Genomic DNA, 12,938 nt, shown 5'->3' on the forward strand with positions numbered 1-12,938 from the left:
CTTCAGGCGTCCGCCTTGTTGTCGGCGTCGTCCTTGGACTCCACCGGACCGACCTTCATGTAGTGGAAGAAGCCGGCCACGACCGCCCCCACCATCGCCGCCACCGCCAGCGGCTTGGCCGCCCCCTTCCACAGTGACACCAGCGGGCTGATCTTGGGATCGGCGGGCAGGCCGTGGTAGAGCTCGGGCTTGTCGGCATGCTGCAGCACGTAGACAACGTGGGTTCCGCCAACGCCTTGCGGGTCATAGACGCCTGCGTTGGCGTAGCCACGGTCCTTGAGGTCGGTCACGCGCTCGGCACCGTAGTCCAGCATGTCCTCCTTGGTGCCGAAGCGAATGGCGCCGGTCGGGCAGGCCTTGGCACAGGCCGGCTCCAGCCCGACGCCGACCCGGTCCGAGCACAGCGAGCATTTGTAGGCCTTGCTGTCGACCTTGGACAGGCGCGGCACGTCGAAAGGGCAACCGGTGACGCAGTTGCCGCAGCCCACGCAGTGCTCGGAGATGAAGTCCACGATGCCGTTCGTGTACTTCACGATGGCGCCGGGGGCCGGACAGCTCTTGAGGCAGCCCGGATCCTCGCAGTGCATGCAGCCATCTTTGCGAATCAGCCACTCGAGCCTGTCCTTTTCGACCTCCACCTCGGAGTAGCGCATGACCGTCCAGCTTTGCGGCGTCAGGTCGCGCGGGTTGTCGTAGGTGCCGTGCGCCTCGCCCACGTCGTCACGGAGGTCGTTCCACTGCATGCAGGCCACCTGGCAGGCCTTGCAGCCGATACAGGAGGACACGTCGATGAGCTTGGCGACCTCGATGGTCTTGCGCGCCTGCGGCGGGTTGGTGGTCGTGGCCGAGCGCTTGGCGATGTCGAGAGATTGGAGTGAAGACATGGTCAAGCCTTTTCAAGGTTCACGGTGAAGCTCTTGAACTCGGGCGTCTGCGTGTTCGCATCGCCCACGAAGGGGGTCAGCGTGTTGACGAGATACCCGGGCTTGGCGACACCGACGAAGCCCCAGTGATTGGGCAGGCCCACGGTGTGCACCCGCTTGCCGTCCACATCCAGCGACGCGATGCGCTTGCTCACCACGGCCACGGCCTTGATGAAGCCGCGGTTGCTGCTCACCTTGACCCAGTCGCCGTTGGCCACGCCCTTCTCCTTGGCCAGTTCCTCGCCGATCTCGACAAACTGCTGCGGCTGCACCACGGCTGACGAGCGCACGTTCTTAGTCCAGTAGTGAAAGTGCTCGGTCAGCCGGTAGGACGTCGCCACATACGGGAAGTCCTTGGGCGTACCGAAGGCCTCCATGTCGCCCTTGAACACGCGTGCGGCCGGATTGCTCTTGGCCTTGGCGTTGTTGGGGTGCATGGGGTTGGCGGCCAGCGGCGTCTCGAAGGGCTCGTAGTGTTCCGGCAATGGGCCGTCCACCAGGCCGGTGGGCGCGAACAGCCGCGCCACGCCCTCGCCCGTCATGATGAAGGGCCGCACGGCATCTGCGTCCGTCGGGTTGGCGTCGGGCCGGATGTCGGGCACGTCGGAGCCACCCCACTTCTCGCCGTTCCAGGCCACCAGACGGCGCTTGGCATTCCACGGCTTGCCGTTGGGGTCGCAGGACGCCGCGTTGTAGAGCACGCGCCGGTTGGCCGGCCAGGCCCAGGCCCAGTTCAGCGTCTGGCCGATGCCGTAGGGGTCGCTGTTGTCGCGCCGGGCCATCTGGTTGCCGGCCTGCGTCCAGCTGCCGGCATAGATCCAGCAGCCGCTGGACGTGGACCCGTCGTCGCGCAGTTGCCCGAAGCCGCTGACCTGATCGCCGGCCTTGACCAGCACCTTGGTCGGGTCCTTGGGGTCCAGCACGTCGGCCAGGGCCTTGCCGTTGTACTCCTTGGCCAGTTCCTCGGCGGAGGGGTTGGTGGGCTGCAGGTAGGGCCAGGCGAGGTTCAGGATGGGGTCGGGGAAGGCGCCGCCTTCCTTCGCGTAGGCTGCCTTCAGGCGCGTGAACAGCTGGGCAATGATCTCCGGGTCGCCCTTGGCCTCGCCCGGGGGCTCGGCGCCCTTCCAGTGCCACTGCAGCCAGCGGCCCGAGTTGGTCAGCGAGCCGTCCTCCTCGGCAAAGCAGGTGCTGGGGAAGCGGAACACCGTGGTCTGGATCTCCTCGCTCTTCACGTCGTGGTGCTCGCCGTGGTTCTTCCAGAACTCGGCGGTCTCGGTGTTGAGCGGATCGATGACGACCAGGTACTTGAGCTTGGACAGGCCCGCGACGATTTTCTTCTTGTTGGGGAAGGAGCCGACCGGGTTGAAGCCCTGGCAGATGTAGCCGTTGAGCTTGCCCTGGTTCATCAGCTCGAAGGCCTGCAGCACGTCGTAGGCCTTGTCCCACTTGGGCAGATAGTGGAAGGCCCACTCGTTCTCGGCCGTGGCCGCCTTGCCCCACCAGGCCTTTTGCTGGCTGACGAAGAACTTGGGGTAGTTCTGCCAGAAGCTCATCTGCCCCGGGCGCAGCGGCTTGACGGCGCGCGGCTTGTAGTAGGTCTCCAAATCCTGCTCGCTCTCGCGCGGCAGGCTCATGTAGCCCGTCAGCGAGGTGGAAAGCAGGCCCAGGTCGGTGAGGCCCTGGATGTTGGAGTGCCCGCGCAGCGCATTCATGCCGCCGCCCGCCACGCCGATGTTGCCCAGCAGCAACTGCATGATGGCCGCGGTTCGGATCATCTGCGAGCCCTGGCTGTGCTGCGTCCAGCCCAGCGCGTACATGATGGTCATGGCGCGCTCGGGCCTGGCGGTCTCCGCGATCATCTGGCAGACCTTCAGGAACTTGTCCTGCGGCGTGCCGGTGACCTTGCTCACCATCTCGGGGGTGTAGCGCGCGTAATGCGCCTTCATCACGTTGAGCACACAGCGCGGGTGCTGCAGCGTGGGATCGACCTTGGCGAAGCCCTTCTCGTCGAGCTCGTAGCCCCAGCTCTTGTTGTCGTAGCGGCGCTTGGCCTCGTCGTAGCCGCTGAACAGGCCGTCGTCGAACTTGTAGTCCTCGCCGACAATGAAACCGGCGTTGGTGTAGTGCTTGACGTACTCGTGCTGGATCTTGTCGCCGGCCAGCAGGTAGTTGATGACACCCGCCAGGAAGGCGATGTCAGCCCCCGCCCGGATGGGCGCGTAGTAGTCGCTCATCGCGGCCGAGCGCGTGAAGCGCGGGTCGACGACGACCAGCTTGGCCTTGTTGTGGTGCTTGGCCTCGATGACCCACTTGAACCCGCAGGGGTGAGCCTCGGCGGCATTGCCGCCCATGATGAGCACAAGGTCGGCGTTCTTGATGTCCACCCAATGGTTGGTCATCGCACCGCGCCCAAACGTCGGGGCCAGACTGGCCACCGTCGGGGCGTGTCAAACGCGCGCCTGGTTGTCGAAGACCAGCATCCCCAACGAGCGCATCGCCTTGTGGGTGATGTAGCCCGCCTCGTTGGACGATGCGCTCGCGCAGAGCATGCCGGTGGTCAGCCAGCGGTTGACGGTCTTGCCGTCGGCGTTGGTGGCCTGGAAGTTGGCGTCGCGGTCGGCCTTCATCAGCTTGACAAGGCGGCCCATGGCCTCGTCCCAGCTGACACGCTTCCACTCCTTGCTGCCAGGCTCGCGGATCTCGGGGAACTTCAGCCGGTTGGGGCTGTGCACGAAGTCCAGCAGGCCGGCACCCTTGGGGCACAGCGTGCCGCGGTTGACCGGGTGGTCCGGGTCACCTTCGATGTGGATGATGGACGAGGTGACGTTTTTCGCCTTGTCGCCCAGCGAGTACATGATGACGCCGCAGCCCACCGAGCAGTAGGGGCAGGTGTTGCGGGTCTCTGTGGCCCGGGAGAGTTTGAAGTTGCGCGCCTCGGCCAGTGCGGCCGTCGGCGAGAACCCCAGCGCGACCAGGCTGGATGCTGCCAGCCCCGCGCCACTCACCCGGAAGAAGTGCCTCCGGTTCATGTCCATGGAATCGTCTCCAGGGGCCGCATGGACCCCGCCGTCCAACAGATTGAAGATTGACGCCGGCACGCGGCAGCGCCTGGATTTCTTCACAACCGACCGGACTTGTCCAATAGGTGTTTGGCCGACTCAGCAATAGCGTCGGGCAAATGCCGGAGTCAGGGAGACGTCAGCTTGCTGGCGCTCGGATCAGGTGCCCTTGGAGATGGAGATGGTCGGGAACTTGGACGAGTAGTCCTTGCCTTGCGCCGCGATCTTCACGGCGATCTTGCGGGCCAGCGCCTTGTACAACGCTGCGACCTCGCCGGCCGGATCGGCCACCACCGTGGGCGCGCCGGCATCCGCCTGCGCGCGGATGCTCATGGCCAGCGGCAGCGAGCCCAGCAGCTCCGTGCCGTACTGCGACGCCATCTGCTGCCCGCCCTCGGCGCCGAAGATGTGCTCGGCATGGCCGCAGTTCGAGCAGATGTGCACCGCCATGTTCTCGACAATGCCCAGGATGGGCACACCCACCTTCTCGAACATCTTCAGGCCCTTCTTGGCGTCGATGAGGGCAATATCCTGCGGCGTGGTGACGATGACGGCGCCGGTCACCGGCACGCGCTGCGACAGCGTGAGCTGGATGTCGCCGGTGCCGGGCGGCATGTCGATGACGAGGTAGTCCAGCTCCTGCCAGCGGGTCTGGCGCAGCAGCTGCTCCAGCGCCTGCGTGGCCATGGGGCCGCGCCAGATCATGGCCTGGTCGTCGTCCACCAGGAAGCCGATGGAGTTGACCTGCAGGCCGTGGGCGATGTGCGGCTCCATGGTCTGGCCGTCCAGCGTTTCGGGGCGGCCGCTGGCGCCCAGCATCGTGGGCTGGCTGGGGCCGTAGATGTCAGCATCCAGCACGCCGACCTTAGCGCCCTCGGCGGCCAGCGCCAGCGCCAGGTTGGCGGCCGTGGTGCTCTTGCCGACGCCGCCCTTGCCGGACGCCACCGCGATGATGTTCTTCACACCCGGCAGCAACTGCACGCCGCGCTGCACCGCATGGGCGACGACCCGCGTCGAGATGGCGACGCCGACATTGCCCACGCCCGGCAGTGCGCGGGCGGCCGCAATGACGGCGGCGCGCAAGGCGGCATGCTGGCTAGCGGCCGGGTAGCCCAGCTCGACGTCAACGGCGACATCCGCACCGCTGACCTGCACCGCACGCACGGCGCGGGACTCGCCCAGCGTGCGGCCGCTGCCGGGGTCGATCACGGCCTGCAGCAAGGGTTGCAGCGATGCTTCGGAGATGGCGGTCATGGCGGGCAGCGGTTCGCAGAAATGGGGCCGGCAGTCTAGCCCTGCGCGCCCCCCGGGGCCGGATGGGCCGGCGAGCCCCCACCCGCAGGCCGGCCATGCCCGGCGTGGTCGGGCGAGCGCCAACCGTCTGTAAAGAATTTTTTCGTTAACCAAGCGGCCACAAGCCGGCCGGCCCTGCGTGGCAAGCTGACGGCATGCAAGCTCCCCGACTCCACGCCCTCTCCGCCGCCGCCCTGCTGGCCTGCGGCAGCCTGTCCGGCAACGCCTGGGCTCAGCCCGCCTCGCCTGCTCCTGCACCCGCCGCTGCAGCAGCCTCCGCCCCGGCCCGCCCGGCCGCCCCCCCGGCGCGCAACGCCGAGCAGTTGCAGCGCGTGGAGGTCTCCGGCACCGCCAGCGAAGAGAGCATCCGCAAGGCCTCCACGGCCAGCAAGATCGTCATCACCCGCGAAGAGATCGAGAAGTTCGGCGACGCCACCGTGGGCGAGGTGCTCAAGCGCCTGCCGGGCGTGACCACTGGCGGCGCGCCGGGGCGCGGTGGCGATGTGCGCATGCGCGGCATGGGCGGCGGCTTCACGCAGATCCTCGTCGACGGCGAGCGCATGCCGCCGGGTTTCTCGCTCAGCGAGCTGCCACCCGAGCAGGTAGAGCGCATCGAGGTGCTGCGCGCGCCGACGGCCGAGTACGGCACGCGCGCAATCGCCGGCACCATCAACGTGGTGCTGCGCGAGCCGCTGAAGAAGAAGCTCAACGAGTTCCGCGCCGGTGTCGGCATCGAGCGCGACAAGGTCAACCCTAGCGTCAGCTGGACGCGCAACGACAGCTTCGGCGCGGGCCACACCTACAGCTTCGGTCTGAATGCCATGCGCGGCGAACGCGAGGACGACGTGTTCAGCGACCGGCTGACGCGCACGCTGGCCACCGGCGCCGAGGAACTGCAGTCCACCCGTGGCCGCAGCGAGAACTCGCGCGAGGGCGTGAACCTGAACGGCCGCGTGCAGTTCAAGCTGGGCGGGCAGGACACGCTGTCCATCCAGCCCTTCGTCGTCTTCAACAAGTCGGACAGCCACTCGGACATCACGCGCACGACGACGCCCACCCCCGCGCCGCGGCCCGTCGACTTCTATGACCGCATCGAGAGCGCGGGCAGCTCCCGCTTCACGATGGCACGCCTGAATGCGCAGTGGCAGATGCGCCCCGATGCCGACACGCGCATCGACCTGCGCGGCGGCGTGGGCGGCGCCAGCGGCGAGAACAGCAGCACGCGCCAGGAATCCCTGGCTGGCGTGGGCACGCGGCTGCAGGAAGACAGCACCGACAGCCGCGACCGCAACTGGAACCTGGTGGGCAAGTTCTCGCGCAGCCTGCAGAACGACCACAGCCTGGTGCTCGGCCTGGAGGGCGAAGGCAACACCCGGCACTCCTCCCGCACCACACTGATCAACGGGGCGCCGCAGCAGGGCCTGGGCGATTTCGGCGACGACGTGGATGCGTCCACCACGCGCTTGGCCGCCTACGCCCAGGACGAGTGGAACGTCGGCAAGCAGTGGGACTTCTACGCCGGCCTGCGCTGGGAGGGCATCAAGACCGAGAGCAGCGCGGCCAACTACGCAGTGAGCAACACCTCCAGCGTCTTCACGCCGCTGGCGCATGCCCGCTACAAGCTCGACCCGGGCGGCAAGGAAGCCATCCGCATGAGCCTAACGCGCAGTTACCGCAGCCCGCAGCTGCAGGACCTGGTGGCGCGGCCGTCCATCAACACCGAGTCGCGCCACGACGAGGCCACGCCCGACCGCGCCGGCAACCCCGACCTGAAGCCCGAACTCGCCACCGGCCTGGAAATTGGCTACGAGAAGTACCTGAGCAAGGGAGGCATGCTGGGCGCCAACTTCTTCGCCCGCCGCATCAGCAACGTGATGCGCACCTTCACGGCGCTGGAGACCGTGAGCTGGAGCACCACGCCGCGCTACGTCTCGCGGCCGCGCAACCTCGGCAAGGCCACGACGATGGGGCTGGAGCTGGAAGCCAAGTTCCGGCTAGACGAGTACTTTGACGACGCGCTGCCCCTCAACGTGCGCAGCAACCTCAGCGTCTTCACGTCCAAGGTGGACGGCATTCCAGGCCCGAACAACCGGCTGGACAGCCAGCCCAAGGCGACGGCCAACCTGGGCGTCGACTACCGGCTGCGCTCGGTCCCGGTGTCGCTGGGTGCGTCGCTGAACTGGACGCCCGCGGCCACCATCCAGCAGTCGCTGCTGACCGAGGTGTCGACGGACCGCAAGCTGGTCAGCGACGCCTTCGTCATGTGGAGCGTCACGCCTGAGCAGTCGCTGCGCCTGTCGGCCAGCAACCTGTCGCCGCTGGACTACTACACGGGCAGCGTCATCACGGGCGATGAGCGCACCATCACAAGCCGCAGCGGCGGGCCCAGCTACACGCAGTGGCAGCTGCGCTGGGAGATGAAGATCTGACGACGCCCGCCGTCGTCAGAACGGCACGCGCTCGACATCGAAGCCCCGTGCTTTGAGCAAGCCCGGCAAAGCCTGGGCGCCCGTCATGTGCAGTGCGCCAACGGCCGCGAACACCGCCTTGCCCTTGCCATGTTCCTCGGCAATGCGGTCGGCCAGCCCCGGGTTGCGGTCGTCGTTGAGCCGGCGCAGGAACTGCAGCTCCTGCGCTGTCGGCACGCAGTCGCAGAGCTTGGCCGGCGAATCCATCGCGTCCAGGTCGCCACGCTCCCAGGCTTGGCTCACGCGCCGCAGCGAGGTGCGGCTCTCCTGGCGCTGCAGGCTGTCCAGCGTCTGGTTCAGCAGCTCGCGCGCCTCGGCTGCATCAACCGGCAGCAGCACGGCCATCTGGCTCGCCACCGACTCCAGCGCCACGACCGGGCGCTGGGTCGCCTTCGCGGCACCCAGCAGCACGAGCTCCTGCGCGTAGGCCGGGTCCAGGCCATCGTGGCGACCGGCGAGAGACACATAGGTCACCGCCTGCATCACCGGGTGCAGCGCCTCCAGCGCCGTTCGCGGCAGGCAAGCGGCGTCGGCCTCGGCGTCAAGCCGGGCCCGCTCGGCGTTGGTCAAGGTCAGCTTGGCCGCCTGGCTCTGCGCGGCCTGAACCTCGGTCATGAACGCCGGGTCCATCGGGTTCACCTCCACCGCCAGCACCTCCGTTGCACGCATGGCCGCCTGCAACTGCGGGCCGGGGAACACCCAGTCCAGCTTGCCGACATGCACGGTACCGTACAGGTAGGACACGCGCCCGTCCTTGCGCAGCCGCCACAGCGCGCCGCGGTCCTTGGCTGCGGCCTGGGCCGCCTGCAGCTGCTCGGGCGTCGGGGCCTGCGCCACGGGCGGGCAGCCCGCTTGGCTGGCCTGCGCGCTCGGCAGCAGAAAGGCGAGGTAAACAACGGTGGCCAGCAGCAGTCGCATCGAGAGTCCTGACAAATGGGGAAGGGCCGCGCGACTCTAACGGCGCCGCTGTGTGCCACCCCGGGTCAACCCAGGGTGAATCGTCACCGCGTCGCCGTCACCCACGGGCCGGTCAGGCCGTCCAGTTCGCAATCCCACAGCGCCTGCGCGTCCATCTCGTCGACGACACCCTCGCCATAGACCTTCAGCGCCAGGCTGCGCAGCATGATCACCATGCCGCGCACGAAGGCCGCGCGCCCGGCCTCGCCGGCCACGCCCAGCAGCACCGAGGCGTCCAGCTTCACGTAGTCCAGCCCGGCCTGGTAGAGCCGCTCCACCTGCGCCAGCCCGGCACCGGCGTGCTCCAGACCCAGCTTCACACCCATGGGGCGCAGCTGCCGGCCCAGCTCCAGCAGGCGGTCGAAATGCTCCGTGGCGGCGGTCTCGGACAGCTCCAGCAGCAGCAGGCGTGCGGCCTGCGGCGTCTGGCCCAGCAGGTCGCGCAGATGCGGCAGGAAGGCCGCGTCCGCCAGCGAGGCCGGCGCCAGGTTGATGCAGCGCGCCAGCCCGTCGGCCGCGATGGCTTGCAGCGCAAGCCCCACGGCGAACAGATCCACCGATGCGGTCACGCGCGCCCGCGCCGCCAGCGGCAGCCAGCCTGCGGCCGGCACCCACTGGCCATCCAGCTGCAGTTGCAGCGGGCATTCCAGATGCAGCACGCGGCCGCTGCGGTCCCGCACCGGGAACGCCACCAGTTGGCCCTGCTGCCGCGCCACCGCGTCCTGCAGCTGCGCCCGCCAGACGCCCTCGCCCTGCTCCCGACCCAGGCCGGCCTGGGCCACCACCTCCACGACGAAACCGCCGCGCGACTCGCCCAGGTGCTCGGCACGCGCCAGCGCCGCGTCGGCCTCGCCCAGCCACACCGGGCTGGGCCGCTCGCGCGGCAGCTCCACCGCGCCCAGTGCCACCTGCACACCGGCACCGAAGGCCGGCAGGCTGGCGCGCAGCGCATCGGCCAGCGCATGCGCCGTCTCGGCCGCAACGCCCTCGGCCGGCAGCCACAGCGCGAAGTCGCCACCATTGAGCCGCCCGACGCGGCAGCCGGGCACCGAGGCCGGGTAGGCCTGCAGGGCCGTCGCCACGGTCTGCAGCACATCGTCTGCCGCCGCACGCCCCAGCCGGGCGTTCAGCCCGGGCAGGTCTCGCAGCCTCAGCAGCACCAGGCCGGCCACGACCGGGCCATCGTCGCGCTGCAGCGCTGCGTCCAACTCGGCCAGGAAGTGCCGGCGCGTGGACACGCCCGTCAGCGCGTCGTGGTGCACCTGTTCGCGCAGCACCAGCAATTGGCCCGCCTGCGCCTCGAACAGCTCGCGAACGCGCCGGACCATGGCGTTCATCGCCCGCGTCAGCCGTTGCAGCTCGGGCACGCGCGGCTCGATGACCTGGCCATAGCTGCCGGCCAGCACGCCCTCGGCCTGGGCCACGGCCGCGTCCAGCGGGCGGCGGATGCGGCGCAGGCCCAGCGAGGCCAGCACGGCCGCCACGATGCCCACCACCAGCAGCCAGGCCAGCAGCCGGCGTGACGCCAGCCACAGCGCGTCGTGCGCGTAGCTCGAATGGCTCTTCAGCTGGACGGTGCCAATGGCCGTCCAGCCGCTGGACACCTGGGCCACGCCGACCGCCGCATGCATGGGCACCAGCGCGCGGAACCAGGCTGGCGAGCGCCCCTCCTGCGGCGAGCCGGCACGCTCGAACACCGGGCGGCCCTGCGCGTCGAGCCAGCGCACGTACTCGTAGGCACCGGTGTCGAACTGGGCCGACACCAGCAGCTTGATGAGCTCCACATCGCCCTGCTGCTGCGACAGCGCCAGTGCAAGCGACTGCGCGTTGTCGGCGTTCTTCAGGCTGAGCTGGGTCTGCATCAGCTCGCGTGTGGACAGCGTGGACAGACCCACCGCACCCACCAGCGCCGCCAGCACCACCCCCAGCACCAGCCAGGCGATCTGCCGCATCAACGACATGACTCGTTCTCCATCAGATGAATCCTTCCTTGCGCACCTTGGCCACCAGGTCCCGCCACAGCGACAGGCGCGCCAGCGGATCACCCGCCGTGACCTGGCCCACGCCCTGCCACAGGCCCTCGGTGTTGAAGCTGAACACCGGCGTCAGGTCGCTGCGCTGCGATGCAGGCAGCACCTCGGGGCGCAGGTTGTCCAGGATCAGTGGCTCCGCGCCCGGCTGGGCATGGTAGGCCAGCACCATGTGCGCCAGCGACTGCCCCTGCATCCGCGCCCGCACATAGACCATGCGCAGCCGCGCCGTGGGCACACCGGCTGCCGCGAGGCTGAAGTACTTGGCGATCGCGTAGTCCTCGCAGTCCCCGGCGCGCCTATCCAGCGTCTCCAGCGGCGAGGCCCAGTAGTCGGGCACGCCCCAAGTCACCGCATCATCGCGAAAGTCCACGCGACGGTTGAAGAAGTCGTTGATCTCCTGCAGCCGCTGCAGCTCGTCCTCGTGGCCGCTGCTGCGCTCTATCTGCTGCAGCAGCGCCAGCGCCTGCTCGGCCACTCGCGGGCCGCGCTGGGCGGCGGCCTCCATCACGCGGGTCGCGTCATAAGCCATCGCCGCCAGCCACGGCAGCACCAGCAGCGCGGCCAGCCCCCAGCGGCCCGCCCGGCGGGCAACAGCAAAACTGGTGAGAGAAGTCGGCAAGATTGACGTCAGGCAGCGATTGAATTCACTGTACCTGCGCCTGGAGCTCGCACCGCCACCCTAATATTTCTGGATATGCAGAACCCGGCACCTTCCCACGCCAAGCCCACCCCCGGCCCCCGCATGCAACAGATCCGCGACGACCTCGACCAATCTCGCCGCCGCGGGCCCTTGCAGCACATCCAGATCCCACCCTGCCCGCAACTGCTGGTCCAGCTGCAGCAGGCCATGGCCGAGCCCGAACCCGACCTCAACCTGGTGGCACGCATCGCCAGCAGCGACGTGGCCATGTCCGCCTCGCTGCTGCGCATTGCCAACGGCCCGCTGTTCAAGCCCGTCGGCCTGCCGTGCAGCACCGTGGGCCAGGCCATGACCCGCATCGGCCTGCGCGAGAGCGTGGCCGTCATGACCGGCTTCCTGGTGCAGCACGCCATCCCCGTCAACACGCCGCAACTGGCGCGCTTCTGGGAGCGCAGCGCCAAGCGGGCCACGGCGATGGCCACCATCGCCCGCGAGCTGCCCGGCCTGTCGCCTGACCTCGCGCACAGCTTCGGGCTCTTCCTGCATGTGGGCATCCCGGTGCTGATGCAGAGCGTGCGCGGCTATGCCGCCACGATGGTGGAGGCCGCCGCGCGCATCGACCGCCCCTACATCGCCACCGAGAACGCCAACCACAAGACCGACCATGCCGTCGTCGGCGCGCTGGTGGCGCGCGTGTGGAACCTGCCTGCGGCGCTGATGACGGGCATCCGGCTGCACCACGACTACGTCGCGCTGGGCCATGCCGACATCGACCCCGAGGTGCACACGCTGGTGGCCGCCGGCCTGATCGCCGAGCACCTGATGCGCCGCCACGAAGGCCTGCCGGAAGACGCCGACTGGGCCGGCCACCACCGGGACGCCATGGCCTGGCTGCACATCGGCTGGGACGAGCTGGCGCACTGGGAAGAAGCCGTCGTCGCGCAGTTCGACGCGGCGTGAGCCGCATGCGCCGGCCGCGCCTGCGCACCCTGGTGCTTGTCGCCATGGTCGTCGTGACGCTGGCGACGCTGGGCTGGTGGGCCTGGGGCCCGCCGGGCGTGGCCGTGGAGCTGGCACGGCGCAGCTGGCGCATGGAGATCCTCGTCGAGAGGCTGCGGCTGGAGACCGACTCCGCCTGGTGCGACGAGCTCCCACCCGATGCCCGCGACATCAGCCGCCGCGTGGTGGCCGACACCAGCGGCCAGCGCGGCGCCTCGGCCGAGCACTGCCGCTTCAGCCAGTTGGTGTGGCGGCGCAGCTGGATCGCCAAGCGCGAGGGTGGCCCGGCACAACGGCCCGAGTGGCCCAACCCGCCACTGCGCATGGCGCCGCCCGGCGAGCCAGGCAGCGAGCGTGTGGGACGGCGCGAAGCCTTCTACGAGATCGAGCTGCGCGACCGCCAGGACCACGCCTGGATCTGCCGCGTCGACGCGGCGCGCTGGCAGCAGCTGCGCGAGGGCATGCGCTTTCGCGTGCCGGTGGACCGTTTCGGCACCGCCAATTGCCCGGCGATGTACGCGTCAGATCTGTGAGGGCACCGACCCGCGCTTGAAACACAGTCCACA

9 protein-coding genes are annotated in these 12,938 nt (G+C 69.0%); 3 read left to right on the forward strand and 6 right to left on the reverse strand.

Translation table 11 applies throughout. From position 1 onward, the window contains the following. Positions 1-2 precede the first annotated feature (2 nt). The 3 genes from fdxH to apbC all read right to left on the reverse strand — a co-directional run bounded on the left by fdxH (position 3) and on the right by apbC (position 5,236). Positions 3-884 carry a formate dehydrogenase subunit beta gene (fdxH, locus tag ACG0Z3_RS07070; RefSeq protein WP_268165513.1) on the reverse strand — a complete coding sequence of 294 codons (882 nt, stop codon included), beginning with the start codon at positions 882-884 and terminating at the stop codon, positions 3-5. 2 nt (positions 885-886) lie between these two features. Beyond that, positions 887-3,958, reverse strand: a complete 3,072-nt coding sequence (fdnG, locus tag ACG0Z3_RS07075) for a formate dehydrogenase-N subunit alpha (protein WP_394396555.1) — start codon at positions 3,956-3,958, stop codon at positions 887-889. Positions 3,959-4,141: 183 nt separating this feature from the next. Continuing rightward, a complete protein-coding gene (gene apbC, locus ACG0Z3_RS07080) occupies positions 4,142-5,236 on the reverse strand; it encodes an iron-sulfur cluster carrier protein ApbC (RefSeq protein ID WP_394396556.1) in 1,095 nt (364 codons plus the stop codon). A gap of 194 nt (positions 5,237-5,430) precedes the next feature. Between apbC and ACG0Z3_RS07085 the strand changes: the two genes are divergently transcribed. Then, on the forward strand, positions 5,431-7,704 hold the full coding sequence (locus ACG0Z3_RS07085) for a TonB-dependent receptor plug domain-containing protein (protein ID WP_394396557.1): 2,274 nt from the start codon (positions 5,431-5,433) through the stop codon (positions 7,702-7,704). A gap of 15 nt (positions 7,705-7,719) precedes the next feature. Here ACG0Z3_RS07085 and ACG0Z3_RS07090 read toward each other — a convergent pair whose 3' ends face one another. From ACG0Z3_RS07090 to ACG0Z3_RS07100, 3 genes are all read right to left on the reverse strand, one after another. Beyond that, complete coding sequence (locus ACG0Z3_RS07090) at positions 7,720-8,661, reverse strand: TraB/GumN family protein (RefSeq protein ID WP_394396558.1); 942 nt, start codon at positions 8,659-8,661, stop codon at positions 7,720-7,722. 83 nt (positions 8,662-8,744) lie between these two features. Beyond that, entirely contained in the window at positions 8,745-10,661 is a 1,917-nt protein-coding gene (locus ACG0Z3_RS07095; RefSeq protein WP_394396559.1) for a bifunctional diguanylate cyclase/phosphodiesterase, read from the reverse strand. Between the two features lie 13 nt (positions 10,662-10,674). Continuing rightward, on the reverse strand, positions 10,675-11,352 hold the full coding sequence (locus ACG0Z3_RS07100) for a transglutaminase-like cysteine peptidase (RefSeq protein ID WP_394396560.1): 678 nt from the start codon (positions 11,350-11,352) through the stop codon (positions 10,675-10,677). 123 nt (positions 11,353-11,475) lie between these two features. Here ACG0Z3_RS07100 and ACG0Z3_RS07105 point away from each other — a divergent pair, with 123 nt between their 5' ends. Next, complete coding sequence (locus ACG0Z3_RS07105; protein ID WP_394396561.1) at positions 11,476-12,333, forward strand: HDOD domain-containing protein; 858 nt, start codon at positions 11,476-11,478, stop codon at positions 12,331-12,333. Between the two features lie 5 nt (positions 12,334-12,338). Continuing rightward, positions 12,339-12,905 (forward strand): hypothetical protein, encoded by a 567-nt coding sequence (locus ACG0Z3_RS07110; RefSeq protein WP_394396562.1) that lies wholly within the window; start codon positions 12,339-12,341, stop codon positions 12,903-12,905. Positions 12,906-12,938 lie beyond the last annotated feature (33 nt).

Source organism: Pelomonas margarita (assembly GCF_043555875.1).
GTDB classification, from domain to species: Bacteria; Pseudomonadota; Gammaproteobacteria; order Burkholderiales; family Burkholderiaceae_C; genus Pelomonas; species Pelomonas margarita.